This window comes from Parapedobacter sp. (assembly GCF_035556095.1).
Taxonomy (GTDB): domain Bacteria; phylum Bacteroidota; class Bacteroidia; order Sphingobacteriales; family Sphingobacteriaceae; genus Parapedobacter.
Genome location: NZ_DATMFT010000002.1, coordinates 1 through 25,440 on the forward strand (window position 1 = coordinate 1; position 25,440 = coordinate 25,440).

The window sequence follows — 25,440 nt, forward strand, 5'->3', positions numbered from 1 at the left end:
TGCACAGGGAAAAACAACTCAAATCCGCCAAAGGGCGGCAATTTATCCGGAATCTCATCGATGGTCCGGAGCGGGAGTAGACCGTCGGGCTCATATCCGCCAGCTGGCGGACATTGGTTCGAGTCCAATCCCCGCTACCAAAGTGGAAAAAGAGGCAAAATTCAGACCCAGTTCTGGTATGCCTCTTTTCTTTTTTGTTGTAATTTGCTGAAAATAAGCAATATACAAAAACAACAAATTTATTCTCGAGGTTCGACTTTCATCTGTTTTCTTACTGTACCTAATGCCTTGAGGGAAGAGTAAAAACTGGATGCGCTGCTTGGTGTTATAATCGGCATAAACCCACTTTAAAGGCAATTCAAGGGCGAATTTGATAACGAATCCGATGCTATCATCAAGGTTCGACACCTGCCGGGACAGCGTCATCAGTTTTTCCTCTATTTCTTTCCTCTCATCGTTGTATCGTTGATGGTATTTGTGGTACAGTTCACCCCCTACTTCCTCTTCGATATATCTCTCCTCGAGTCTATTGATCTTGATTACGATTTCCCGGTGCTGTTGCTGCAGATGTTGGTAGTCATCTTGCTTACCGGCGGTCAACTGATTGAATACGGCCACGGTCTGCTGCTTTATCAGATCAATAACATCCGTTGCCTTATCGATTTTAAACGTGTCCAGGATCCTTTCAAAAAGGCTGTTGAGAACCTTTGCGCTTTTGTTGTTATTGCAGGCTTTTGTGCAGCATTTGTAATAGTGTAGATTCTTTTTCTGGACAATATAGCCGCGGAGGGGCTTTCCGCAATGATCGCAAATCAGAAATCGCTTGAGCGGGATATTGGCGTTTTCCTCTTTGACGGTGTATCCTTGATGGTTTTCTTTCAGCAGGCCGTTCACCTTCAGGAATACTTCCCGAGATATCAGTCTTTCGTGATTACCTTCCACCACCTTACCTTCCAGCATGTTGTGCGCCATCAGGCCGCAATAAAACGGGTTCCGCAGGATATTGGACATATGTTGTTTGCCGACCTTAAACCCTTTTTCGGCAAGCTTTGCCCTAACACTCTCCGTGGAGAGGTTATCATAGGCTTTCCATTCGAATGCCTGCCGGATGAGCCGACCCTTGGCATTGGCGACAATCTTGCGCTTACCGTGCTGCCGGATGATATCGTAGCCGAGAGGTGGTTTGGTTGGCCAGTCCCCGCGAAGGAGCATCTCCCTGATACCTGCCATGCACTTCTGTCTACGCAGCTGGTTGTCGAACTCGCCGAACAAAAAAAGCATCTTCTGCTGCATTTGTCCGGATGCATTAGAAGTATCGATGGGCTGCGTTACGGAGACAATTTCAATACCTAGTTTCCTCAACTCATTAGTGAGCCAGATAGAATTATCATTACGCGAGAAGCGCTCAAGGCTGTATACAAGGATATAGGATATCTTCCCCCGGTACCTCTTCACGAAGGAAATCATGGCGGTGAACTGCTTCCGCTCGTCCGTCTCGGCACTTTCATAAGTTCCCCCGAAAGTGGAAGCGATATTATATCCCATCTTCTCAGCATACAGGGTGCAGGCTTTCAGCTGTGTGGCCAGGCTGAGGTTGTCGGCTTGCTGCTGACTGCTCACCCGTGTGTAGATAACACAGTCCTTACTGTTCTTCAGTGCCTTGGCCTCTTTCTTACCTTTGGCAAAGGCGTCAAAAAATAGCATATCTGACATTAGCGATCAAATTAAAGGTTCGTGTTAGACAATGCTCTAATATACTAAAAATCACTTGATTTACCTTGCTTTTGCTTCTGATTTTTATAACAATCGAGTGCTATTTCCACAAAAACACGAATAGTTCGGATGACCTCCTGCGCTTGTTCATCTGTAACATTTTCAAACATGGGGAAGGACTTTACTTCTTCCACAGTAAGATCGTGTTTCCTTGTTATATCTTCTTTGTTTATGTATTTCATGTTGGGTTGTCTATGAATAAAGAGCGGCGGATCTATCGCTTCTATCTGAATTAAAAACCACAATAATTTGATATACAGCATATTATTAGCTATATTTGTCTATATAAGGAGACCTTGTTATGAAGACATTCGTTTACCTGTGTATCACCAGCATTATCGGCTCCGGGGCATTCCTTGCCGCATTGTCCATGTCCAATCCGTGGCCGGCGTATGCCGTGGGCTTTGGGGTGTGGGCACTGTTCTTTTGGGGAGTGGTTAAACGGTCTCAGGAGGCTGCAAAACGTCGCAAACGGGAAAGGCTTTTCGATGATTGGCTAGGTTCGCAGTCACGGGGCGGCAGGAATTATTGAGACGGCAACGGCTTACCTTTTCCCCACACCGTTGGATTTCCGAAAGCTACATGGGATTCCCGAATGGCCTATTTTTCTTTTTGCCGGTAGATGCAATGAATAGAATCGTCAGCGACTAGGTCCCATGGACAATGGCCTGTCGATAGACAGGATATCAATTTGAGAGGCAGTGAAAACGACATATTCCGGTTCATTCTTACCAAAGTCGGAAATAATGCCATCATACCGCGCTTCGACCATCATCCTGTGGGCATCTTCGTTATTCAGGGCGTCGTGCATCTCGCCGAGTTCTCCCAAACTTATTTCATCATACAAAGCCCGTAGCGCTGTGGGATTGTCCAGTTTTTCCCCGGTACCGATTTCCCAGATCAGGGACGCCTGGCTTTCCTCGTTGAAAATGGAATGGATGCGCAGGTCGAGGGGATTTCTGATGTCCAAGTGCGCGGTGACGATGGTGTCGCCGAACATCAGGACGTTTTCTTTTTTGCTGGAAAAGAAAAAACCATGCACGGTATTATCCCAAGCGGTATTACTGCCGCGGTAGTGATCCTCAAACTGTTCGAAGAATGCGTGCGTACCATGGTAGAACAGCATATTCGGATCGACTTCCATCTTTTTATATTCATACATCTATTTCGGGATTTAGCGGTTTTTCAAAAGCGGTCAATTGCTCACCGATTGGGTAATTGGCCACGAGCATTTCGGTCTTGGTCTTTTGGTCGCCGCCTTTGGCATTGACGGAGACCTTCTGCCTGACCGACCATTTCTGCCAACCATGTTGTTTGGTATACCGCTCAAGTGGCGGAGAGGGATAGGATGAGAGCAGGAATTTGCCCTTAATCTTGCTGAGTAGGTATAGCAATTCCTCGTAATCCCGCTCGCTGTACCCGTCGTAATGGCCGAGGTCAGAATTGTAATAAGGCGGATCACAATAGAAGAAACTATCCTGGGTATCCCTGCTGGCAATGACATACAGCGCATCGGCGCATTCAAGCTGGCACCTTTCCAGCCGGGTTGCAAATACCTTGGTAAGTCCGTCTCTTTTGGTATTGATTTTTCTGGTGGTTGTGTTGGAAGTCACGTCAAATCCCCAACTACCGTTGAGCTTACTGCTGAACGATTGCGAGCTGAGCACCCATACGGCCCAGGCCCGTTTTACGTCCGAAAACATGTCGGGATTGTTGTAAACGACCCATGCCTTGCGGTGCATGTCGCGGCTATGGAGGGTGTTTCGTATTTCGGTTTCCAGTCCGGCAAAGCCCTCCTTGACTACCCGGTAGAAGTTGATCAGCTCGCCGTTGGTGTCGTTGATGACCTCAACCTTAGAGGGGCGCTTGGCAAAGAAGATGGCGGCACCGCCGATAAACGGTTCGCAGTAGAGCGTGTGGTGCGGTATGAGCGAGACGATGCGAGCGGCAAGCTTCTGTTTTCCGCCGTAATAGCTGATGGGAGTCTTTAGCCTGATCATGTTCATATCTATTGTTGTAAAGGGTCAGAGAATCTCGTTGATGGTAAAGTCCATGGGTTTGCCTTCCACGAGCAGCGTGACGCGGCTCTTGAGGGCAGGCTTATCCATGCCCTGAACGGGGAAGCGCTTGCCATTGAGGTGGTAATGCGGCGAAGACGGTTCAAGGTTGAGTGTGGCGTAGCCAGATGCCCTGATCCGGTCTACGCGCTGGAATAATTTGTTCATGCTGAATGGTTTGGTAAGAATAATATATTCTGTTATGGGATAGTCTTGTGCGGTGGATAAAAGCGTTGTCTTAAAGCGCACGGGCGGTATTTGCCGGTGGTTGGGGGTGCGCTTTATGTCCACGCGTGCGATGCCCAGGAGGTTTGCGGGCGTCCCGCCGCTGGAACGCACCCGGCGATAGCGTGGTGCGCAGCGGTTTAGGGACGACCGCAGTCCTCCGGGCAATGGCTACCTCCCCCGCTTCCGGCCAGTCTCCTGCTCCGGTTCTTGCTGCCATGGCAGCGGTTCGGTTTTTTTACCGTTTTTGTGTTCAACTGATTCCGATGGTGCCTCCCGCTTCTCCTTTTTCGCCGTCGCCTTTTCCGGGAATATCGTTTCGTCCCGGATTTCGGCCATGTCCTTGTCGTAAATGTCGATGGTCTTCATCTGCGGGTTAGCTGCGATGGAAACAGGCACGCTTTTCCGGCCAACGGCCAACGTGGTGTGAACATAGTTGCCATTTCGCAGCGCGATCATGGCCTCTTGCATCTTTTCAGGCGTGTCAAGTCCCTTGATTGGGTATTTGCCCAGTGCTTCGTTTAGGTCATAACCGTATTCCGGACGGAACGTGCGCAGTGGGTGATTGCCGTAGGCATCGGTGATATCGAGATTGAGTCTGAACCACATGGGTATCTTATCAGGTTGCGCTCCCTGTTGCTGGCCCTCGCCTTTATTGCGAAGGAAAACCTCTTTCTCCAGTGAAAATCCGGAAAGCAGCTTGAAGGCTTGGTACGCCGTGATGCGGTGATCCCGCGCTAGATCGAAAGTTTGCTCCCGAACGATGGGGTCGTCCTTTTTCAGTAGCGTGACCCGGTAATCGTTAAGAAAATACATATCGCTTTCTTTGGAGCGGTTAAAATTGATCCGGAAGTCGAGAACTTCCGTTCTCGCATCGCCGAAGTCCCTACTTTCAGCAGGCCTCATCCGGGTGTTCACGCCCAAGCTGAATTTGGGCATTTCACGCTGGATAGCGGTTTCCAGTACGTCGTGGAGCTTAGTGCCAAAGCCCAGCCCTTCGAGGGTCTTCTTGAGGTATTCCAAATTGTTCTCGTTCATGCTGTATTGGATTTAAAAAGGGGTTTGAAAAATCAATGTTAATTAGAAAAGGGTCGTCTGTCCTCGTGGCGGCGGCTTGTACCCGTTCTCGATAGCAAGGTTCTCGCCGATGGCAGTCACCAGTTCCTCGATGGAGGTGTAGTCGGTTCCGTCAAGCACTTGGGTATGGAAGAAATGGGATCGGTATCCCGTTTCGCTGATGATGGGCGATTCAGCCCGGTATTCGATGTGGCTGAATAGCGGGTCTTTCTGGTCTTCCTCCTTTTTACCGGGCCAATAGAACCGGTAATTGGCTTGTACGGGAAAGCCGAACACCTTGATCTCAAGGCTGGTATTCTGCTTGAATTGTTCGGGGATCATAATGTTAAGTTTGGTGGCACAGGTCATTCAAGCGATGGACGACCATCGCGGTAAAGGACACGAAGCCCCGCGGTTTGAGGGTGCGATAGGTAGACCGCACCCCGGTGAGCGTGCGGAATCGGTGCAGGGAGAATCGGGGTGCGGGAACACGGAAAGTACTGGCCCTATAGGCAAACGCGACCTCACCGTCGTCCAATATAAATGAGGCATCCCGGCCCATCTGCCACAGCGCGACCTTGCTGTCGAGCACCCTGCCGCAGAGGTCGTCGTCGAATACGCCGACCGACCTAGCGTTGGAATAACGGTGTTTTAGTTCCAGCAGCTGGCTTGCAGTGGGACGTAAACCTATTACGGTAAACACATTGCTGCCGGCTCTTGAGAGGAGATTAGGATGGAAGTGACAGAAGCACAAAGCATCGATAGCGGTATGGAACAGGAAGTGCTGCCGTGCCATACGCGGTTCTACTACGCCTACCGTACCCGTCAGAATAGGTACTGCACCGGCGGTGTCGTCCAGCCAAGGTGCAAAGTAATCCTGCACCCGCCTATCGACATACTGTAACAACAGCATCATTGTTTATCGGGAGCGGCTTTTGCCGTTTACCCTCTGCTGCTGTTCCTGCTCGATTTCCCACTGGGGGATGGATGCTTGTTGCGGCGGCGTCTGCTTTGCGCGTTGCCATTGCCGCATGTCCTGCATTGCTTTTTGATAACCCTCTGTATAGGGGTCTTTTTGTGAGGCTTTGTTGCCGAAGAGGTTGCGTAGGCTGCGGAGCAGCAGGTAGGAAATACCACCATCGAGTATGAGCGAATACATAAGTGCCTCCCTGTTGGAAGTTACCCCGCTTCGGCTGCTTGCACGGCGCTGCAGGCGTGTCCCGTCCGCAAGCTGAACGACATCTCCACTCCGGTATTGCTCTTTCTGGAGTTCGGACAGCTTCTCACCATTGACTTTTGCTGGGACTTTTACGCTTGCAGGGTCTGAGGATATGAATTCCCTGGTCTCGGGATCGTACTCGATAACCCATGATTTCTTCTTTCCGTCAGCCGTATGATAGGTTTTCAGTACGTGGGTCAATGTGCCCTGTTCGAGCTGTTCCGCCTCGACATCCAGCAGCAGCGGATGTTTCTTTATATCACGATAGATGGGATGCAGCTGTACGGTTACGTGACCTTCCGGGGTGCGCTGGAGCGATAGTTTGGCGTCCATTTTCCTGATGTGGATGCTGTCACTGCTCAGATCTTGCAGCGTGATGAGGTCCGTCCTGTGCCCTGCGAGCAGGGCGGTGAGGTCTTCGTCTGAAAGAAGGGGCTTGCCGTTCCTGACAAGACCAAGTTTACGCAGATCACCTATCGGCAGATCATTTTCCTGAAATTGATTGTCCATAATTAAATCGTGTTTAATGTTCGCTTTTGGAGTGTTCGATAAGTTTTTGCAAAAACTTCCAAGGGTTAATGTAAGTGCCGTTCCTTTGGATGCCGAGGTGCAGGTGTTCACCGGTGGCGCGTCCCGTCCTGCCGGTGATGCCAAGAGGATACCCGGCTGTAACAGGCTGGCCGGGTTCGACAGTTATACGTGATAGGTGACCGTAGATACTCTGCACGGCATCATGATCAATGCGGACGTAGTTGCCGAGGTGCCTATGATAACCGGTGGCCGTGACCGTGCCGTCCATGATGCTCCGCACGACCTGCGCGCATGCGGCGAGGTCGATACCCTTATGGAAACTAGCCTTTCCTGTAATTGGGTGCTTGCGCCAACCAAAGCGTGAGGTAATCCTGTACTTAGCCAACGGCATATGTACCGCGGGTACCGATGGTTCGGACGTGCTAACAGCAGGCTTCGGTCCCCGGACGTGGGTTTGGATTTCCGGTTTGCGCACCGGGAATTCCACGGGATGGAGTGCAACGTGCTTGATGCAGGCTACCTGTGCTCCCGCTGCATGAGGTAAGAATAGTAGGGCAAGCATCTGGAGCATCCAATAAATAGCTGGCGTATGCGCCATCATCGTCCCGTCCCTTTCTGCCAGTGCGGTTCCCTATCCTGCGGAAGGGTCAGTTCCAGTCTGCTGGATAAGGGTATCGTGGCTGAACGGAGGATTTGCTCATTGATGAGCGCCATTCCAAGCGCCTCGTGCTGTTGGCGCGGTGTTCCGTTCTCGAGGATCATGCTGATGCTTAGCAGAATCTTGAAGTCCTGTGCGTCCATGTCCCGGAGGGCATCCATCATATCCCGGAAAAGTTCGCTGTGCGGTTTGAGCACGAGTAAGGTATCGGTGGTGTACAGCGACCTGTGTTTGTCCGCAAAGCTGACCTCGATAACCTCATTGTCATAACTTACGTGGGAAACCGTGCCCAGTTGCCCTTGCCTGTCCGCAGGGTCTGTGGTCAGCTCGGGGTGCACCAGCACGGGTCTGCCTATTAAATCTTCCATAGTACGGTATGTTTAATGGTGAATGGATTACTTTTTGAAACCCGGCCGCATGGAGCCTTTGCCCTTCGGCTGGGGCCGGGGCGGGGCGGGTGGTTTGAATTTTCCTACGACCGCCTGCACTTCGGCATTGATACGATGGAAATTCTGGAGCAGTATCTCGTCTTTCCGACCGCCCAAGTCATAGAATACGGGTAACTCGGGATAGGCTTCTTCCTCTTTGCGGATCGCTTTGAGGTCGAGGTCAATGCGACAATTGACAGCAGATGTCTCAAATTTGCCCGTGTACTTGTCGACGGCATCAGACGCAAGGATGCCAACCATCTCTCCGGCTTTGAGCGAGGCGATCTTACCTGCTGGGATAAGCGGTTCAAGCCGTTCGTTGATTGACAGCGAGGTTTTCGTCCGGTCGATGGAAAGGCTTTCGCCCATCTGCTTTACTTTTCCAAAAAGACGTTCCATCCATTCGAGTCCATCCTTATCACGGATGGATCCGCTGAGGATGTTTCCTACGATAGAGGTTATCGTGTCCGCGGTTTCCTTACCGTATTGTTGCCTGAACATGGTCAGCCCCTGTACCCCCAAAATGGCCGAAACGCGATTACTTCTGGCCTGTGAAATGATGTCCTGTACTTTATATAGGTATAATGTTGGAGCCTCATCCACCACCAAACCGACCGGGATGTTGCCCCTGGTGTTAATCAGTTTGGTAATCCGGTTGATGACCACCGAATAGGATGCGGAGTTTGTGCTCTGCGTATTCGGATTGCTCGCCAGTATCAGTATGGATGGTGCATCGGGATTGCTGATCTTGAGGTCGAAATCATCGCCCGAAAACACCCAGAAGGTTTCTTTGGTGGCCAGCCTGCTGATGAATATCTTGAGCGTGCCGACTTGCCCTTCCAACTGGTCAAAGGCGCGTGCCTTGTAGGCGGTCATGAATGGCGAGAGCAGGGATTCGAGTTCCTTGTTGGAAAACAAAGTGCTGAATATTTCCTCGTACGATCGGTTGAGGAAAGCCAGTACATGCGGGAAGCTGGAATACCGGCCACCCTCGTGTTTGCTGAAAAAGTAGATACAGGCAGCCAGAAAGTTAACGGCGGATTGCGTGAAAAATTGGTCGCTCCCGGTGGCCTTGTCGCCTTTCTTCATCGGTTCCACCAATGCCTCGGCAGTTTCAGAGGCTTCGGCCAGGGTCTGCAGGTAATCACTTCGCCAGGGATTGATACGCCTGCTCTTTTCCGGCTCGTTCAGGTTAATCACATGAAACCCTAAATCTTTCAGTTTGCCCTGTTGTTTGCCGAGCAGGTAATGGTAATAGGTAACCTGCCCAAGGTCAGGGAACTTGAAATCGAATACACAGAGTGTCCACTCAAGTGCCACGAGTTGGCGGATGATTGGCATAAAAACTGAGAAGCTCTTGCCCGATCCAGGGGTTCCGATTACCAAGCATCCGCGAAATAAATTCTCCAGCACGATAAATCCCTTGCGCACTTTCTTCCGGTAGTAGAATAGCATCGGGATGTTCACCGCGTAGGGTGTTATCTTCGGTTTGGTGGGCTGCATGAAAGATTCTTCCTCGACATTCCACCTGTCCTTACCGAGCCGCGAGCCGATAATTTTGGACACGTTATCCATCGCGATGTGCAGAAGCAGCGTTCCGATGACCGTGCATCCGATATAGCCCAGATCGTACCAACCGGTATAGGGCAGCGGCCAGCTTCCGGATGGCCTGCCATAAAACCAGAGGCTTGCTGCCAGCAATAGCAGCCCTGCGGCCAAGGGATACGCGATAGCGTTCTTGGGGTTGAGGTCTTTCTCCTTTCTGCTGAGCGTACCGATGGAGACGAGGCAGATCAGGGTGAACGTGAACAATTTGCTGTGGATCGGGTAATGGTAGATGGCAATCTTTGCCATGCGTACAAGGAAGTGCGATAATCCGTACCGTTCGCTAGCTGGACTGGCCATTACCTTTTCGGCGTAGATAAACATCAGGATGTCGAGGGTTACGGATAGGTATATGGCGAATTGCAGGAAGCGGTGCATCGCCTGCTGTTCTTTGGATTCTTCCATATGTAATTGGATTTTATAGGCTGGAAGGAGCCCTGCGGGGTTCTTCCATAATGATTTGCTTTCTGTGGCTTAGGGGCGCTGCAAAAAAAAATTCAAGGTAACCCACCTAAAACGGGTGAGATGCACAAATTTTTCGGATTAGCTAAGCCTAAATACCCCTGCCCGGCTGCTGTTGCTGGTTAGGTCTTCCTATCTGAAACTCGATCCAATCCTCGACGCTGAATACTACCGCTCCGGAAATCTTATCATGGGTCACTGCCCAATCAAGGGCTTCCTGCTGGACTTCCGGTATCCCGGTTGCATCCAACTGGTACATTTCCATAATATCCACTACGTCCGAGGCATTCATATTCAACATATCTATATCACTCCGTAGCTTATCTATTGCCATGTCTACGGGAACCAGCATCAGCAGGGCATTGGTATCGTAAAGGCCGATTACGTGGTTCTTGAACTTAACGTAAACTGAGTTATCCTCGTAAATGACGTGGCTGATCGTTCCCAAGTGTCCTTGCATGTTCACCGGATCGGTGGTCAGTTCGGGATGCACCATGACCGATGTTCCAACTAGTTTTTCCATCATAAATTCGTTATGGATGAATAAAAGGGTTGATTAAAATGTGTCGGCATCAAGGATGTCCCGGTACTTGATTCTCAGCGTAATTGTCCGCCCGGATATCTGCTTTTCCGAAAGCTCGACGTTCAGCACCTTACTCGCCGGGAAGATTGCTTTCTTCAGGACGTAGATATTCCGATACGTCCGTTTAAAGGAACTATGCGGATAGAGCTGCCATATGGGCTCTATCTCGATGGATTGTACGTTGGTGGCCTTGGTTATCTTTTTGTCCTCGATCTTGAAACGGAGCTCATCAATGTCGTAAGCAAGGTTAGTGGCATTGTGGTAGGTGATGTCCAGCAACACGAGGTCGCCCACAGTGTAGACATTATTCAGGTCAGCGCGGATACCGTAAGTGCTGGCCTTGCGGATCGGCTTGGCATTATGCCGGGAGAGCAATCTTACCGCATGGCTGCGCAGTTCGGGTGTGGTCAGCTCGACCGGGACATGGAGCGGACGGGTATGGCGGGGCAGAATGTCGACACTGGCGGCGGTAGCGGATTCGGGCGCGCCCCCGGCATGGTGGAGCCTATACTGTGCGATGAAACTCTCGCCGATGACAGTGACCACGCCAAGCCCCCCGGAACCTCGGTACCCGCTTTTCGTGGAGTCGGGCACCCATTTGAGGCGCAGGACGTTGGGTTCGGGAAGATCGCCGACCACATCGTGGGTGGAGATGTCCACGTAGCGGATGGGTTCGGGCGAGATGATGTGCAGTGAACCACTGCCGTCCATGATGATTCCGGGCAGTTCATCCCGGTAAGTTCCAGCCTTTTCCTGGGCGTCGAGGTTTAGCCCTGCCAACAACAGGGATAGGATAACGAGTAATGTTTTCATTTTTTGGATCTTGTTTAATAATTCTTCTGGTTGTTGCGCAGCTGGTCGGGGTCGATGAGGTAGACCAGCGTGTTGTACTTGATCTTGGCCTTATTCTGCCGGATTACCTTGTTAACGGCACTCGTGGTGGATTGAAACATTTTTTGCACCATACTCATCACCAGCTGGCTGTTGTTCGCTGCGGCCTGCTGAAGGGTAATGCCCTGACTTGTGTTACTTCCCAAGTCGCGCGTGAACTCACGAAATGCCGATGCCGGAACGTAGAGTCCCGGCAGGCCGTCGTGGTCGTAGACCTCGAGCCGTACCGGTAGGATATGCTGGCCGTTCATGATGGAGGTGACCGTCAGGTTGACCCGTTGCCCGGTGAAACCGGATATCTCTGCATAGATGTAAGTTCCTTTTTTGATCAGGAAATGACCCGCCATCATGTCTTCGAGCAGACGAATGCGAAGGCGTGATCCGGCGTATCCCTTGATGTCCTGGTCGACCATGGCGGTAATGAAGGTCTCCTCGCGATCCGGAGTGACCGTATTGAAAATAGCGGCAGTACCGGATGCCTTGCTGACGGTGAGCCGTGCTTGCTCTTGCTCTTGACGCTGCTTTTCGAGGTGTTCGGCTTGTCGGAGCCGTTCCTGCTCGGCTCGGTATTCGGGGTCACTGGCCTTGGCCATGCTGTCAAGCAGTTCCATCTGCTGGCGGAAGAGCTCCATCGGATCGGGCTGCGCAGACTGGGCTTGCGGCGCGGGAGGTTGCGCGGTCTGCCCATGTATTTCCGCGAGTGCCTCCTGCAACGCCTCGTCGTAGGGGTCGGATGTATCGCTGCTACGTATCGGATCGGCAGCATCCGGGAAGTCACTCCCTGATGTGCCGCTATACCTCCCTTTCATGGCACGGTCGATGGAGTCGAGTATAAGCCGTTCACGTTCGTTGTATAGGGTATTGGGCGGTTCGGTAACTGCCTGTTCCTCCTGAATGTGACCGATCGCGGTATAGCCATCGGCCTGCCGGTACCGGTCGCGGTAGGCTTCCAATTTATCGGAGAGTGCGCGGTTACGTACTTGGTCGGAGACCGCAGCGAGATCGGTCTGCAGGGAATCCCCACCCGCCTTGGATGGCTGTTCTTTGCCAAAGCTGCTCTTGTATGCATAGAAGAATATGCATAGGAATGGCAGCAGAATGAGCGGTATAATGTACCGCGGCTTTCTGAAATCGATGATCATGGTGCTGTGTCGGTGTTTTTATGGTTCATAATGGATTGCTGTATCTGTTCAAATCGCCGGAGGGCTTCCGTGAGCCGGATGCTGTCGGTGGCATCAAGTGTATCCTTTTCGATGATATGAGCGATGGTGTCTTGCAATGCGGTCACTTCGTTGAGGGCGGCATAGGTATCGATGATGCCCGTGATAGCGCCGCCCGCACCGCTTGCTGGTGGTTGGGGAAAAGCGAGCAGTGCACGGGGTTCATCCGTTCGCATGACGGTGAAAGCCAGGATGCCCGACGCGAGCATGCAGGCAAGCATCCCGGCAAAGAAATAAAGGGGATGTCGTTTCACCAGCTCGCGGCAGAAGCCGCTCACCTGTCGGAGATGGCGACGGATGCCGTCCATTCCTAGGATGTCGGATGCAGGGTCAGAAGGTGTTTTTCTGTTCATGTAGGATGTCTTTGTTTACGAGTGTCTTCCAATGAGTGATGAGCACGGCGTGGGGATTGTTGTCCGAGCGTATCTCTAGGTCACTGAGGTATCCCTCGGTGATGAGCGACCGCGTGATGGTGGAACTACGCCGGTCGATCTTCTGTGTGCCGTAATAGCGGAAGTAGCGTTTTGGCATATCAATGTGTATGCTGTCTGTGCGTATGGTCAGTACGGCGCTGGAGGACAGGATGGAGTTGAAAAATCCGTTTTCCTTGAGATTATTGTACTGCAGTGCCCCGCTCTCATCGATGAGGTACATGGCCTGCTTCATCTGGTACTCTATAAACTTGTCGTCCGGGGTCAGCGAGAAGAACAAGTTATGGAAGCGCCCCACGTGTGAGCGGTACTCGGCCTCCCGATTCATCCGCACGTCCGTTCGCCTGGCGGGCATGGGCACATTTGCCGCATCCATAATGTAGATGCTCTTCCGTGCGTCCGCTACTTGCCGGTAGGCGAAAAAGGAGACGCCGAGCACCATTAGGACCGCTGCGATGAGGCAGCTCGCTGAGAGAAATGTTGCGAGCCGCACCTTGGTTTCGATATTCTTGATGATCATGTGTGCTGTCTATCTTTTTATTCCTTTGGTTAATATCCTGCCCATCATACGGGACATGCCGGATGCGCCCCTGCCCATCGTGGAGGCGGCGGATGAGACTCCAGACGTGGAGATGATCCACGTAGAGATGCTGGGAACGGTGAGCATGGTCAGTGCGCCGATAACGAAGGTGCCGATAACTATACCGAAGGACAGGATACCGTTGCTAGCGAAGGCGGCTAGTTTTTCCATGTCGGCTACCCCCGTTTCTCCGACCAGTGCTTGGTAGCGGGTAATCTCGGCCTCCATGGCATATTGCTGGAATAGCGACGCAATGTACAGCACCAAATAGCCGATGCCCGAGTACAGGTTGACCGATACGAATCGGGCAATCCACGTGCTGAACGAGTCCCGGAAGGCGGGCAGGATGCTGGCCGCTACGGAAAACGGGCCAAGGATAATCAGGATGGTCGAGTAGATGATCTGGATAACAAAGATGACGTATACACATATGCGCAGCAGCCAGATAGCGAGGGTTTCCAACAGGGAGGTAGCCAGCAGCTGGAGTCCCACTTTCATGCGGTTACGCACTTTGACCACCGCGTTCCATACTTCGGAAAAGCCCTCTTTGACGGAGGAGGTAACAGATTCCCATGCCTTGCCATACCACGTATCGGCCTCGGCTTTCGCCGTTTCGGTTTCGGCCTCGATGGTAAGGAGCTGGTCGGCCACTTCGACCATAAGCGCGGCGCGTTGGAGACGGAGGTTATTGACCTCCGTTTGGCTGCCGTCGAATAAAACCTCGGTCTTGTTTGCCACGATGTCGGTTGGATAAGCGACGACCCGCGTAAAGGTCGGCCACCAGAGGATGACCATAACGAGGCCGAATGGCCTGAGCAGCGGCATAACCTCCAGCTGCTTGTCGCCGGCCATCATTTCGTAGGTCTTGATGGCGAAGAACACCAGCATAAAGATGGCGCAGAGTGCCTGCGCGTCGGCAATGAAGGCATCATAGTGTGTCCAGATGGTATTTTTCATCTGCTTCAGGAAGTGCATCATACCTTCCTCGTATACACCGTTGCCCTGCAAAAAATTGAAGGTTTCCTTGAAGGAATCCGGGACGCTCTGCACCCGGGTGCGGGTTGCACCGATAAATAGTTCTATCAGGTTCATAAAGAGTGTTTTATAGTTTGGATTTACTGAGGATGTCGTCGGCGATCTGCTGGTCTGTCCTGCCGGGCGGGACGGTCATGGGCTGACCGGGCTCCGTGATCCTTGCATCGGTTTCCGTCAGGGAGAGGTATAGCTTTGTCCGCTGTTTCTTCGCTTCCCACATGGCAGAAAGCTGGCGGTATTCCCCAAGCATACGGTGGTAGGCCATGATGCGCGATCCCCTGTCCATGTTGGTCGCTCGCGCGGCGTCGAGGCGCTCGGCCAGTGCCTCCCTTTCTTCGCGATACCATTCGAGCAGGCCCGTATAGGTCAGATAATCACGCACGTTGAGTTCGGCCCCTTCCAATGGGTCTGTCCCGTCTGTGAGCGGACGGAACTCACCGCGGTAGTAGAGTTGCCAGAGCGGATCGGCGGCAGATGCGGCACCCGCATAGTTCACCATTTCGGTGAGGGCAGTATTACGCAAGGTATCCGCGTGTTTCTTATAGGCTTCCTCGGTGTTCTTCATGGCCGCCACAAGTTGTAACCGAAGGGTTTGGGGGCCTGTAAAGCTCAGGGGCCGCCGGTCGGTACGGGGGTAATTGGGATGCCAGGCCCACGTTAGCCAGTACTGGTAATTGAGACCGAGGAATCCTTTCTTGGGCGTGAACTTATCGCGATTCCACTGTTTGAAAACCATGCGCTCCTGCTGGTGGACGATGTGCTTGTCGGTCTGATATTTGACGTTCTGTGCCATGCCTTGCATGAGGGAGAGCGCCAGCAGTACCGGCCATATGATAAGGTGAGTGTTCATATCATTGATCTGTTAAGAGGTTGGATTTATAGATGATATCGTCCACTAACCGCTTGTCCTGATTGATGAACTGCTGGTAAGGATTGAGCGTGCGGAATATGCCATTGAACTTTGCCCAATACATGGATTGGTGCATGCTGTAAGCCAGTGCCCGCATCACGCGGAGTTCAAGGAGTATCTTGCGAAGTAGGGCATCACGCTTTTCATAATCCATCAGTACATTCCGACCTTCTTGGAGGACAAATTCGGAGACCTCGCTGGCGAGGTTTACGCCGCGGCTTTTCATTTGCCTAGCCACGTCCTCCGCAAAGAGCAGCAGGTGCGGTGCATCCCTTGCGGTCTGCACCATTCCGTTGCACTCACGGATGATATCGGCACCGATGCGGCCGATCTGCCGGACGGTCAGCCCCGTGCGTAGTGCCTGGTCTACCTCAGTGAGCGCCCGATGGATCATGTCCTGCACCATGACCACGGAACTGACGTTGATGTTGATGTCGTTAAGGCGATCCTTGATCGTTGACAGGTAGCTGTTGTGCATGATTTCTGCAGCGGATCGCGCGGCGGCATTTTGACCAATGATGGCTAGGTGCTTGCTATCATAGATAATGGTAACGTAGCTCTGCGCCTGCGCCAACTCGGCACCCATCATCAAGCCAAATAGCAGTATCATTGTTTTCGTTCTATTCATTGCCGGATCTGTTTGAGTTTGGAGAGGATGTTGTCCACCAGCTGCCGGTCCCGGTTTACATACTCCCCGAAAGGATTTATCGATTCGAGTATCCGTTTACGGTTAGCGTGATACATATTGGCGGCAAGCCCGCGGGAGGCCCCGGCGATACGCCGGAGCTCGGTCAGTACGTGACCGAAAAGAAGTCTGCGATCGCTGGCTTTCATCTGGTTGATATCGCCGATGCTGATGGCCAGTGCGTAGAGGTACCGGCTGAGCCGGTAGGCCCGGTCTGCCAAATCCACTTCGGTCTGGTAGGCCATCGCGATGAGCATCGGGTCCTGTCCCGCCAGCCGGACGATGGTTGCTTGGTGTTCCACAATCTCCCGGATAATCGGTGCCGCTTGGAACCCGATCTGAGTAGCATCGATGGCAAGACCAATGGTATGGAACCGGCTTTGCAGGGTACGGTACTTCTGTTTGAGGTCGCCCATTTTGGAGCGGTTGACTTCCTCGTTTGCCGAGGTAAGCGCTTGCCGATTGCGGGCGGTTTGCTGGCGACCGTATTCATCCTTGCTGTGCTGGACAAGTTGGTGCAATAGTTCAACGTTCAATTGTGCATGGGTCTGGGAAATGCAGAGGAGCAATAGACCCATAATAATCAGCGTCCTCATTGCCGCAGGTATTTCGCATTGCGGACAATGTCATCGCCAATCCGCTTGTCGATGTTGATGAAACCCGCATACGGATTCAGTGAATTCAGGATGCCGCGCTGCTTGGCCCAATACATGGATCGGTACATGCCGTAAGCTACACCGCGCAGGATGGTCAGTTCGGTGACGATCCGGTTCAGCAGCTTGGCGCGTTCGCCCGAGTCCATGAGGTTGTCGCGCCCACCGCGGGTGACGAAGGAACCAACTTCGGCGGCCAGTGCCGTTGCGCGGTTTTTGAACTCCCTTGCACCTTCCTCGGCAAACAGCAGCAGTACAGGATTGCTGCCCGCGATGTCCATCGCTTTGTTCACATCTCGCACGATGTCGGTGCTGATGTCGGCGATATCCTTTACGGCAAGCAGGTTGCGCACCACGGCGGAGACTTCGCTGAGCCCCTTGTATATCTTGTCCTGCAAATCGTTCACGATGACCAGCTGTCCGGTGACGGCCAGCTGCCCCCGCTGGATGAGGGTGAGGTTGTCGTTGGTGGTATTGAGTTGTCCGTTGATGACGGCGGCATGGGCACCCGTGGCGGCAGCGACCGCCGGGTCGATATAAATCTGGGCATGCAGCTGCGTCCCGAAAAGGAACATGCCCAACAATGTGCATAATGTTCTCATGGTTGGAAATGGGTTAAAGTGGTTAATCGATGTGCGGCTCTCGGGACGTTATCGGTCGCCCGGCTTCATTGACTTTAGAGACGAACGCGCCGAGGGCGAGGCCGCTGGCCTGCATGTCGGTGACAAAGGCTTCGAGTCCAGACTGGTAATCACCATGCGCACGGACGTAGGTCTGCACGGCGTTCTTCTCGGGTTTTTCTGTGGTGTAACACAAATACTGGTAAATCGATACTTCCACACCGTAAACCTCACCGGTGGTGCCCCTGCGGATATAGACCTCCTTAAACCTGCCCCGTCCGTCCTTGTTATCAAGCTGGTTAACCGTGAATATCTTGCGCCGCTCGGTCTCGGTAATGGATAGCAGTTTGGCGATGGCATCGTAGTTTTCGCGGAACTTGGCTTGGTCGAGCAGACATATCGTATCGGAATTGGCGATGATGCTGTCCTTGACGATGGGGTTACCGAGGATGTCCCCGAGTTCCTGGGTGACCACGATGACCTCTCCCCAGAACTTCCTAACCGTCTTATACAGATAGAGGATGTACCCAGCCATAAGCGGACTCGCAATAGCCTTCCACGCTTCCTCTATAATGAGGGCTTTGCGCTGCGACGTACGGTGGCGCATCTTCTGAAGGAACACGTCCATAATAATCAAGGTCACGATGGGAAAAAGCACCTTGTTCTCTTTCAGGTTATCGATTTCGAACACAATGAAACGTTCGGAGAACAAAGACGAGTCGGCATCTTCGTTCAGCACGGTGCCGAACTCCTCGCCCGAATGGAACTTGCGCAGCACGTAGCGGTATTCATCCAGATCGAAGGTGATGGACTCCTGCTCGGTGATCTCGCGTATCCGGCCCACCGAATAGGTATAGAAGGAGTCGAAGTCCAGCTTCGCGGATCTACTCGGATTTTCCGGGCCGGGATCGAGCCAGAAGTACTCGTAATAATAGGACGAGAGTACGTTGGACAGCACGGTATCCTCAATTTGGGAGAGTTGTCCGTCAGCCCCTTTCCAGAGCAGAGCGATCAGGGTCTTGAGGAAGTCCTTTTTCTCGAGGTTGAACTCCTTTTGCGAAATAGCGAAGGGATTCATCGAGATGGGCTTTTCCTCTGTGTAGGTAATATACTTACCACGATAGTAACTGCAAAGCCCGGAATAGCTGTCGCCGGTATCGACAATGATTACGTCCATGTTGTATCGGCAATACTGCTCAACGAGCGCATTCATGTAAAAGGATTTGCCCGATCCCGAAGGGCCCAACGTAAATTTCGAGCGGTTGTTGATCCTTCCGGTGCGCATGGGCAGGTCCGCCGGGTCAATACTCACGGGTACCCCCTGCCGGTCGGTGAAACGGATTAAAAAGTCCGAATCATCGTCGGTTTGCATGGATTCCTTAAAGAGCAGGCAGAGGGCCGCATCGGACGTCGTGAGGAACCAGTCGTATTTTTTCAGTTCCACGCCATTGCCCGGCAATGCGGTCCGGAACAGTTCCAGCTGGTTATAGCTATTCCGGGAGGGTATGATGCCCTGTTGGAAGAGGGCGGCCTCGACGTAGTTGGCGGCCTTGCCGATCTTTTCGCTCTCGGCACACAGGACGATGTTGAAGTGGGCGTTGACCAGCAACTGGTTCTCGCGAGCTACGTCCACCAGCAACTGGTCGATATCCTCCACGGCGATTAGGTTGGCCGGATCGGGTACGCCCGAATGCCGTTTGCGCTTTAGTTCGAGTTTGTTCAGCGTAGCTTGTTGTCCGGGGATTTCAATCAGCTGGTTGTAGATGATGCAGCGGTAGTCAGGCACGTGGTGCAGAAAAAAGAGGTTGTCCACCGGGAAGTCCCGGAGGTTGCGTCCATCCTGCTTTTGGGTATAGGTGCTGACCGTCTCAGGTAGGTCGATGGTGTCGGTGTTGATCAGGCTGATGCTACGGAGTGTCCGGTCGCCCATATCAAGTTGCCGGTCGCTCGCCAGCAGGTTGTCCAACACAATATTTTCCGATGCGAAGTCCATTGCCAACAGGCGCGATACATAGTTGCGTATTTCCGGCTCGCCGAGGCGGTGCGGCTGCATGCCTGCACCATGCAGCAAGTCGTGGATCTTATCCATGTCCTGGCTGAAGTCAGCCAGCGCTCTGGGGTCGTGGACGTAAAAGGTTCCCCGTTTCACCTGTCGGGTGATGGTCAGGAACGTGTCGATGCTGGTGTACTCCCTACCTTGGAAGTGCTCGTTATATTTGCGCTGGAGGAATTCGTCCGCCTCCGGCGCGTGATAGGGTCCGCGGGAAAAGATATCCTGTTTCTGGACAATGTAGCCTTCGCCGAGTATCTTAATCATGTTGAGCAGCACGCCGTGGTAGGCAATATAGGGCTCCGGATCGGCTCCGTACTGCATGACGGGATTGCGGATGCGTAGCAGAGCGGAGAAGTCGCCCCGCTCACCGTACAGCAGGGCCTCCCCATGGTAATGGTCGATGCCAGCATAGGGCATGCGGAATGCCGTCTTAGGGTGATGTGTCTGCATAGTTGGTCTTGAGATGTACGGGGTGGATGAATATGCCTTTGTGGCGAGTCTTGTCGTGGAGGCCGTTCTTCTGGCGGTGGAAAGTGAAGGTGAGTCCTCCGGCGATGGCAAGGATGGTGACCAGCCCACCGAGGTACATATTGGTGAGTGCTCCGGTTAGTCCGCCACCCACCAGTCCGAGCGCCAACGAGCCGATGCCCCAGCCGATAAACTTTCCTTTGAACCCCCGATATACAAGGGGCTTCTGAAGCCCCTTGTATATGGAGAAGTAGCGGATCATCAGACGCCGAAGAATGCCTTGATGACCACCGAAACCAGTACGAGAAAGAGGCAGGATCCGCCCCAGCCCATCAATTCTTTATTGATATCCTGATCGCCTGAGTTCCACTTGATGTAGACACGGACGCCGCCGATGATGCCGACGACGGCCCCGATGGCCAGGGTCAGCGTGGAGACGGGATCGACATAACTGGTAAGTGAAGAAGTGGCGGCATTGATACCGGTGGTTCCCCCGCCGCCCTGCGCAAGCAGGGTATTTGCAGCGGCTAGGATAAGCGTAGTAAACGCGAACAATCTTTTAGTTGTCACTGTCATTGGAAAATGATTAGAAGGTGAGAAATATGGGTTAACTGATCCCGTAAAGGGCTCTGAGGAAGGTGCCGACAAGCGTAAGGAAGAGGCATGAGAAAAACCAGCCCATGACTTGTGCGTCGATGTAATGGTGCTTGCCGGATTGCCAATTGGCATAGATGCGCAGCCCACCGAGGATGCCGGCGATCGCACCGATGACCAGCACCAGATCGGAGAGACTGAAATACCAGCGATGCATCTCGCCCGATGCTTTATAAAACTCGCCAATGCCGGGCTGTGCGCTGCCCACAATGGGCTTGGTACAAAAAAGGATGATGATGGCCATCCTTACAATGAAAGATTGCTGCATGGTTAGTAGGATATCGCGCGGGTATGCTCGATAAGATTGTCCTTGGCGAGGTTGAACAGCTCCTTCAGCCCGACCGCCCCGGTGGAAAGGATCGGTCCGGACAGCCCGACCGGTGACCGCGCGGCCACCGGTGTGACGTCGGGTTCGTCCTGTGCCTGTTGGGTGGGTTCCGCGCCGGATTCCGGTAGCGGGTCGTCTGCCGGTTCGATGATCTCGGGGCGGACGTCTTCATCGAAAAAGAGCACGTTCCCCGCTTTTTCGGTACCGGGTGGCCTCCGGGTGGTGAACAGGTCGTATAAGAGGTTGAGGCCGTAATAGGCCAAATAAATGAGAGCGAGGGTGAGTAAGAAATTTGTCCAGTTCATGGTTCTGAGTTTTTAAGGGTTTCTTGGATGTGTTTCGGTAGCCAGGGGTGCTGACCGATGTACTGATGCAGCGCATACACGATAAAGCGGTTCATGTCGACACCTTTGGCCAGCTTGATACGCTTGAGCAGGTTCATCGTCCGGCTGTCTACGCGGATGAGGCTTTTCTCGGTGCCTTCGAGTTTAAACGCATCGATTGCCTGGAAAAATTCCGTGGCGTTCTGGTCGTCTTCGAAACGTTTCGGGGGCTTTCTGGGTTTCGTCGGAGGGCCTTGTGCCGTTTTGTCTTTTGCGGTCGGCCGGTCGCTTTCCGTTTCGCCGGTACGCAGCTTTTCGCGCAGCTGGTCGGCGAGCGATTTGATTTCGTTCATCTAGCCGCCTCCTTAATGAAATAACTGCCATAGATCAGGTCGAGTACCGGTAGCACAGCAGGTAGAACCGTGGCTGGGGTGTGGAGCGTGTCCACCCGCTGGAAGCCGATGCGGTCGGCGATGCCCGGACTGACGGTTCCGAAACCTGATAGCGCCCGGTCCACGTCTTGCCGGGTGTCGTAGCGTACGGTGGCTTTGATACGGTTAGGCACGAAAACGATGGATGCACGGTTGTTGATCTTTCCGGCGACCATCGCGAAAAGCAGCGTCGAGTCGACCGAAAACTCATCGTAGTTGAATGGGCAAAGGATAAGGTCGCCCGAGAGTATAACCGGAATTAGCCCGTCGTCATCCATCTTGCCGGGCAGGTCGATCAGCACCGTCTCTTTCGGATTGCGGGTAAGCACTTCAAGCAGCATGGGAAAATGGGTTAAGTCTGCCGGAATGACTTCATAGGGTGCGGGATTGTCCAGTATCTTGGCCTTTTCATACTTAGCCGCTACAGACTGTTGGTAGTCCATATCGAGTACGGTCACCTTACGTTTGTGCGCCTCGGTGAGGTAATTGGCCAGCAGCAGGGTGAGCGTGCTCTTGCCTGCGCCGCCCTTTTGGTTTCCTATCAAGATTACCATAATGGGGAGTTTTAAATTGTGTCATCTGGTGTTGGTGCGTGCCTTTTTCTTGCGGCGGCGGTTGTGCCCGAGGGTGGCCTCGTCGTCGATATCGTCCGAGATACTGATGTCGAAATCCGGTATGAACATGCCGAGACCGCTAGCATGGTCGACTGGATCGGTAGTATCGACGGCGGGGTCGGTTTCCCGCGGTCGGTCGACCGGGGGTTTGGTTTGAGACCAAGCAAGGGATTCCGCAGGGTCACTATGGGGTTGTTGCCGCCCGTCTGTAGCCGCTTGGTGCGCTATAAATTCCGCCAACGGCATGACTTCACCGCCTTTGTAGACGGCTTTTGCAGCATGGTCGATGAGGGTGTAGCCATACGGCGGCTTTCCGTTCTTACCATGAAATACGGCCTGTAGCCCAAATTTTTCATGTAAGAAGGAGGACAGTGTTGAAGTGTATCCTGCATCGGTCGTATACGGCGTTGAATCGTACTTGCTTCGATACTTTTCGATAATTGCACGCACCTGCGCGACCCTACCTTTGTCCTTTTCCCGTGCGGCGATCCGTTCATCCACTTTGGCCACATCGATGCTGGCAAGCTCCCTGCCGTATTTAGAAATGGCGTATACGCCATCTTTCAATGCCAGTGCATAGCCTTGTCCTTCGAGGATCATCATGAACTGTGCGCGGGTAGAGAAGCTGTAGCCGAGCGCTTTTTGCAGGTCGACGGAGGTGGCCTGCCGTTCATTCTTGCCTATGATTTGATTCAATACTCGGTATGCCCGTAGCTTTTCGTATTTGTCGGATATCTTTTTCCCATCCCTGCCCACACGCGTGGAGACTAGGTGCACGTGGTTGTTAGCCGTGTCTCTGTGGAGGATGAGCAGGTAGGGCTGATTACCGTATCCCATGCCCTCCATCCACTTTTGGGCGATGTCCGAGAGGTCCCCCTTGCTGTGGGCGCGACCTTTTGTCGAAATAGCGACGTGGAACTGTGGGTATTTGATGCGGGTGCTGCGTGCCGATACGGCCTCGAGATAGTTGATGTAGTCTTGCGGCCGAAGGTTTTCAAGCCCTTGGAGTGCGCCGAAATTCTGAACAAGCAGCAACTCGCCCCGGTCGTTATCGACTTTTCCGGTGTTGTACCGGACAGCCTTGAAGGTGGCAGATTTCTTAAGTATCTTCACGATCATCTTGCGGTTGTTAGGGATGCTTCATCGCCCGGAGCAGCTGGCGGAAATTCTTTTCAAGTTTGCGCTGGGTGCGGATGTAATCCGTAAACAGGCGGTTGAATTCGGTTACGACTTCCGGTGCGATCCTGCCCTGCCTGTTCAGGACGTTGGCGTGTCGGGCCAGTTGGTTGATGTTGTTGCCAGCACGACCCAACTCTGCACCGATGGTATCGAGAGCGGTGAGCAGTTCCACGGTATTTACGGCCACCGCCGAGTACCCGCCGAGTACCCGCCTGCGGATGAGTTCCATGCGGTTCATGCCGGAGGCTTTCTGGATTTCCAGCAGCTTGGCAAATTCCTCGTCGGTAAGCTTTGCCTTGATCAGGCGGGTGCGTTTACCGGTCAGCATGGGCGGCCTTCCAGGCTTTTTTCTGGGCTTGTCCATGGGCTTTAATATGATCTTTGGCCACTGTTTAGGAAGAAAAACCAAGTTGCGCAGGTTTTTCCCTTTTGCCCTAGGCTCCCCGATAGGGGTGCCGCAAGGCAAAGGCAAGATGGTTTTCGGGGGTCCCGAAAACACAACTTGCAGCTGACAAAACAACGGGGTGATGTGGTAGGGTTTTTGGCTGCTGACCGGATGTTTACGCTTGCGGACGCATTCCTGGCCGCGTGCGTAAACTCCGGAGATTTGTAAGTATCTCAACGTTTATATAGCCTATCGCCTAATCACTTGGCTTGCCAATTCGCCTAGCACTTATGCAGCCTATTAGTAAATCGCTTAGGTAGCTTAGCGACAAAACGGCCTATTGTATAGCTGCTTGGTCAGCCTATCAACAAAGCATAATACTATATAAACCGCCTAGTCACCGTTGGTAGGTAGCCATGACCTTCTCGAAAATATGTTCTTCCTCCCACGGGAGGCGGCGTGGCGGACGGGCCATGAGCATCTCATTATAATCATTGTATCCGTTATAGGCATCGGAGCCATCGCGGGCATACGGCAACGCATTGTGCAGGGTATGAAAAGCCACTTCGCCCGCCCGGTCGCGGTCGAAATAGGCGTTGATTTGCCCATAGGTACGCGCCCTGTCCACCGCGGCGTCAATCAGGTTGACTGAATTGAGGACGATAACCGTGTCGGAAGCGGCTGGATTATCGGTCTTCCAGCTAAGGTAGTCCATGTAACCTTCGAACATCGAAAGTTTGCTGGGATCGCCGGGCAAGAAGGTGATGGCCTTGCGGCCGAGGCACGCCTTGAAGTCACGGTCGCCCACGCGGTTGCGGAGTTCCCATGCTCCGGCTTCATTCTGCCAGCCTGCTGAGAAGAACTGTCTACCCTGCTTAGGGCCACTGTCGACAGCATAATAAACCTCCTTAATCTTTCCCTGGGCGGCCTCCCATATCCCGCGACTTTTCAGGTAGCGTGTAATTGCAGGGTGGCTATCCAGTTCCTTGACAGTTTCAACCCGGTAGTTGGCCACGCGTTTAGCCTGCTGGCGTGGGCGTTTCCGCTGTTTGTAATCTAGCGCCATTGTTTGCACGGGAATAGCCATGATGTTGCTGATCCGTTCCACCACCTCGGGAAAGGTCGTCGGATGCCAATAAGCGAGGCCGAAGTCGATGACATTGCCGCCCCTGATACCGGATCGGCCTTGGCCGCCGTGGTCGAACCAGACGTCCATGGTGTCATTGACACAGAGCGAAGGGGTACGTTCCTCACGGAGCATGCTCCTGTAAAACAGTTCTCTGCCCGAGCGGTAAGCTGGCGTGTGGCCAAGGCGGGTGAGCAGGTCGACCAACGATACTTGGTCTTTAATCTGCTCAGCATTTATCCATTTAGCCATAATAA

Annotated in this window: 34 protein-coding genes; 1 reads left to right on the top strand and 33 read right to left on the bottom strand. The window is 53.0% G+C overall.

The window, feature by feature from the left end:
- Positions 1 to 90: 90 nt before the first annotated feature.
- Both VNQ80_RS00125 and VNQ80_RS00130 read right to left on the bottom strand, forming a co-directional pair.
- Positions 91 to 1,713, bottom strand: coding sequence for a recombinase family protein (locus VNQ80_RS00125; protein ID WP_325635102.1), 1,623 nt, complete (start codon positions 1,711 to 1,713; stop codon positions 91 to 93).
- Between the two features lie 44 nt (positions 1,714 to 1,757).
- A complete protein-coding gene (locus VNQ80_RS00130; protein ID WP_325635104.1) occupies positions 1,758 to 1,955 on the bottom strand; it encodes a hypothetical protein in 198 nt (65 codons plus the stop codon).
- A 119-nt stretch (positions 1,956 to 2,074) separates the two neighbouring features.
- Here VNQ80_RS00130 and VNQ80_RS00135 point away from each other — a divergent pair, with 119 nt between their 5' ends.
- On the top strand, positions 2,075 to 2,305 hold the full coding sequence (locus tag VNQ80_RS00135) for a hypothetical protein (protein WP_325635106.1): 231 nt from the start codon (positions 2,075 to 2,077) through the stop codon (positions 2,303 to 2,305).
- 108 nt (positions 2,306 to 2,413) lie between these two features.
- Here the strand turns inward: VNQ80_RS00135 and VNQ80_RS00140 are convergent, their stop codons facing one another.
- From VNQ80_RS00140 to VNQ80_RS00290, 31 genes are all read right to left on the bottom strand, one after another.
- Positions 2,414 to 2,935 carry a hypothetical protein gene (locus VNQ80_RS00140; RefSeq protein WP_325635108.1) on the bottom strand — a complete coding sequence of 174 codons (522 nt, stop codon included), beginning with the start codon at positions 2,933 to 2,935 and terminating at the stop codon, positions 2,414 to 2,416.
- A complete protein-coding gene (locus tag VNQ80_RS00145) occupies positions 2,928 to 3,779 on the bottom strand; it encodes a DNA adenine methylase (RefSeq protein ID WP_325635110.1) in 852 nt (283 codons plus the stop codon). Before VNQ80_RS00145 ends, VNQ80_RS00140 begins: the two co-directional genes overlap by 8 nt.
- 18 nt (positions 3,780 to 3,797) lie before the next feature.
- Positions 3,798 to 3,998: a hypothetical protein gene (locus tag VNQ80_RS00150; RefSeq protein WP_325635112.1), complete on the bottom strand. Its 201-nt coding sequence runs from the start codon at positions 3,996 to 3,998 to the stop codon at positions 3,798 to 3,800.
- A 70-nt stretch (positions 3,999 to 4,068) separates the two neighbouring features.
- Entirely contained in the window at positions 4,069 to 4,275 is a 207-nt protein-coding gene (locus VNQ80_RS00155; RefSeq protein ID WP_325635114.1) for a hypothetical protein, read from the bottom strand.
- Positions 4,227 to 5,093, bottom strand: a complete 867-nt coding sequence (locus VNQ80_RS00160) for a hypothetical protein (RefSeq protein WP_325635116.1) — start codon at positions 5,091 to 5,093, stop codon at positions 4,227 to 4,229. The genes VNQ80_RS00155 and VNQ80_RS00160 overlap by 49 nt, the downstream gene beginning before the upstream one ends.
- A gap of 42 nt (positions 5,094 to 5,135) precedes the next feature.
- A complete protein-coding gene (locus tag VNQ80_RS00165) occupies positions 5,136 to 5,453 on the bottom strand; it encodes a hypothetical protein (RefSeq protein WP_325635118.1) in 318 nt (105 codons plus the stop codon).
- A 4-nt stretch (positions 5,454 to 5,457) separates the two neighbouring features.
- Entirely contained in the window at positions 5,458 to 6,027 is a 570-nt protein-coding gene (locus VNQ80_RS00170) for a hypothetical protein (protein WP_325635120.1), read from the bottom strand.
- A gap of 3 nt (positions 6,028 to 6,030) precedes the next feature.
- A complete protein-coding gene (locus VNQ80_RS00175) occupies positions 6,031 to 6,840 on the bottom strand; it encodes a DUF4099 domain-containing protein (RefSeq protein ID WP_325635122.1) in 810 nt (269 codons plus the stop codon).
- Positions 6,841 to 6,853: 13 nt separating this feature from the next.
- Positions 6,854 to 7,462 carry a M23 family metallopeptidase gene (locus tag VNQ80_RS00180; RefSeq protein ID WP_325635124.1) on the bottom strand — a complete coding sequence of 203 codons (609 nt, stop codon included), beginning with the start codon at positions 7,460 to 7,462 and terminating at the stop codon, positions 6,854 to 6,856.
- Entirely contained in the window at positions 7,459 to 7,887 is a 429-nt protein-coding gene (locus VNQ80_RS00185) for a hypothetical protein (RefSeq protein ID WP_325635126.1), read from the bottom strand. Before VNQ80_RS00185 ends, VNQ80_RS00180 begins: the two co-directional genes overlap by 4 nt.
- Before the next feature lie 27 nt (positions 7,888 to 7,914).
- Positions 7,915 to 9,957, bottom strand: coding sequence for a type IV secretory system conjugative DNA transfer family protein (locus VNQ80_RS00190; RefSeq protein ID WP_325635128.1), 2,043 nt, complete (start codon positions 9,955 to 9,957; stop codon positions 7,915 to 7,917).
- A 148-nt stretch (positions 9,958 to 10,105) separates the two neighbouring features.
- The gene (locus VNQ80_RS00195; RefSeq protein ID WP_325635130.1) at positions 10,106 to 10,540 is read right to left on the bottom strand and encodes a hypothetical protein; all 435 of its coding nucleotides are present in this window, start codon (positions 10,538 to 10,540) and stop codon (positions 10,106 to 10,108) included.
- Positions 10,541 to 10,570: 30 nt separating this feature from the next.
- On the bottom strand, positions 10,571 to 11,410 hold the full coding sequence (gene traN / locus VNQ80_RS00200; protein ID WP_325635132.1) for a conjugative transposon protein TraN: 840 nt from the start codon (positions 11,408 to 11,410) through the stop codon (positions 10,571 to 10,573).
- Positions 11,411 to 11,424: 14 nt separating this feature from the next.
- On the bottom strand, positions 11,425 to 12,630 hold the full coding sequence (gene traM, locus VNQ80_RS00205; RefSeq protein ID WP_325635134.1) for a conjugative transposon protein TraM: 1,206 nt from the start codon (positions 12,628 to 12,630) through the stop codon (positions 11,425 to 11,427).
- On the bottom strand, positions 12,627 to 13,061 hold the full coding sequence (locus tag VNQ80_RS00210) for a hypothetical protein (RefSeq protein ID WP_325635136.1): 435 nt from the start codon (positions 13,059 to 13,061) through the stop codon (positions 12,627 to 12,629). The genes traM and VNQ80_RS00210 overlap by 4 nt, the downstream gene beginning before the upstream one ends.
- On the bottom strand, positions 13,039 to 13,659 hold the full coding sequence (gene traK, locus VNQ80_RS00215; protein ID WP_325635138.1) for a conjugative transposon protein TraK: 621 nt from the start codon (positions 13,657 to 13,659) through the stop codon (positions 13,039 to 13,041). Before traK ends, VNQ80_RS00210 begins: the two co-directional genes overlap by 23 nt.
- A gap of 9 nt (positions 13,660 to 13,668) precedes the next feature.
- Entirely contained in the window at positions 13,669 to 14,811 is a 1,143-nt protein-coding gene (locus VNQ80_RS00220) for a plasmid transfer protein (RefSeq protein WP_325635140.1), read from the bottom strand.
- Positions 14,812 to 14,821: 10 nt separating this feature from the next.
- Complete coding sequence (locus VNQ80_RS00225) at positions 14,822 to 15,604, bottom strand: hypothetical protein (protein ID WP_325635142.1); 783 nt, start codon at positions 15,602 to 15,604, stop codon at positions 14,822 to 14,824.
- Between the two features lies 1 nt (position 15,605).
- Positions 15,606 to 16,292, bottom strand: coding sequence for a hypothetical protein (locus VNQ80_RS00230; RefSeq protein ID WP_325635144.1), 687 nt, complete (start codon positions 16,290 to 16,292; stop codon positions 15,606 to 15,608).
- Positions 16,289 to 16,945, bottom strand: a complete 657-nt coding sequence (locus tag VNQ80_RS00235; RefSeq protein ID WP_325635146.1) for a hypothetical protein — start codon at positions 16,943 to 16,945, stop codon at positions 16,289 to 16,291. The genes VNQ80_RS00230 and VNQ80_RS00235 overlap by 4 nt, the downstream gene beginning before the upstream one ends.
- A complete protein-coding gene (locus VNQ80_RS00240; protein WP_325635147.1) occupies positions 16,942 to 17,604 on the bottom strand; it encodes a hypothetical protein in 663 nt (220 codons plus the stop codon). Before VNQ80_RS00240 ends, VNQ80_RS00235 begins: the two co-directional genes overlap by 4 nt.
- 22 nt (positions 17,605 to 17,626) lie before the next feature.
- On the bottom strand, positions 17,627 to 20,125 hold the full coding sequence (locus VNQ80_RS00245; protein WP_325635149.1) for a TraG family conjugative transposon ATPase: 2,499 nt from the start codon (positions 20,123 to 20,125) through the stop codon (positions 17,627 to 17,629).
- Positions 20,106 to 20,405 carry a DUF4133 domain-containing protein gene (locus VNQ80_RS00250; RefSeq protein WP_325635151.1) on the bottom strand — a complete coding sequence of 100 codons (300 nt, stop codon included), beginning with the start codon at positions 20,403 to 20,405 and terminating at the stop codon, positions 20,106 to 20,108. Before VNQ80_RS00250 ends, VNQ80_RS00245 begins: the two co-directional genes overlap by 20 nt.
- A complete protein-coding gene (locus tag VNQ80_RS00255) occupies positions 20,405 to 20,719 on the bottom strand; it encodes a DUF4134 domain-containing protein (protein ID WP_325635153.1) in 315 nt (104 codons plus the stop codon). Before VNQ80_RS00255 ends, VNQ80_RS00250 begins: the two co-directional genes overlap by 1 nt.
- 31 nt (positions 20,720 to 20,750) lie before the next feature.
- Positions 20,751 to 21,065 carry a DUF4134 family protein gene (locus VNQ80_RS00260; RefSeq protein WP_325635155.1) on the bottom strand — a complete coding sequence of 105 codons (315 nt, stop codon included), beginning with the start codon at positions 21,063 to 21,065 and terminating at the stop codon, positions 20,751 to 20,753.
- A gap of 2 nt (positions 21,066 to 21,067) precedes the next feature.
- Complete coding sequence (locus VNQ80_RS00265) at positions 21,068 to 21,430, bottom strand: hypothetical protein (RefSeq protein WP_325635157.1); 363 nt, start codon at positions 21,428 to 21,430, stop codon at positions 21,068 to 21,070.
- Positions 21,427 to 21,801 carry a hypothetical protein gene (locus tag VNQ80_RS00270; RefSeq protein ID WP_325635160.1) on the bottom strand — a complete coding sequence of 125 codons (375 nt, stop codon included), beginning with the start codon at positions 21,799 to 21,801 and terminating at the stop codon, positions 21,427 to 21,429. Before VNQ80_RS00270 ends, VNQ80_RS00265 begins: the two co-directional genes overlap by 4 nt.
- On the bottom strand, positions 21,798 to 22,433 hold the full coding sequence (locus tag VNQ80_RS00275; RefSeq protein WP_325635162.1) for a ParA family protein: 636 nt from the start codon (positions 22,431 to 22,433) through the stop codon (positions 21,798 to 21,800). Before VNQ80_RS00275 ends, VNQ80_RS00270 begins: the two co-directional genes overlap by 4 nt.
- 21 nt (positions 22,434 to 22,454) lie before the next feature.
- On the bottom strand, positions 22,455 to 23,612 hold the full coding sequence (locus tag VNQ80_RS00280) for a relaxase/mobilization nuclease domain-containing protein (protein WP_325635164.1): 1,158 nt from the start codon (positions 23,610 to 23,612) through the stop codon (positions 22,455 to 22,457).
- Positions 23,613 to 23,622: 10 nt separating this feature from the next.
- Positions 23,623 to 24,294 carry a plasmid mobilization protein gene (locus tag VNQ80_RS00285; RefSeq protein ID WP_325635166.1) on the bottom strand — a complete coding sequence of 224 codons (672 nt, stop codon included), beginning with the start codon at positions 24,292 to 24,294 and terminating at the stop codon, positions 23,623 to 23,625.
- 160 nt (positions 24,295 to 24,454) lie between these two features.
- The gene (locus VNQ80_RS00290) at positions 24,455 to 25,435 is read right to left on the bottom strand and encodes a toprim domain-containing protein (RefSeq protein ID WP_325635171.1); all 981 of its coding nucleotides are present in this window, start codon (positions 25,433 to 25,435) and stop codon (positions 24,455 to 24,457) included.
- Positions 25,436 to 25,440 lie beyond the last annotated feature (5 nt).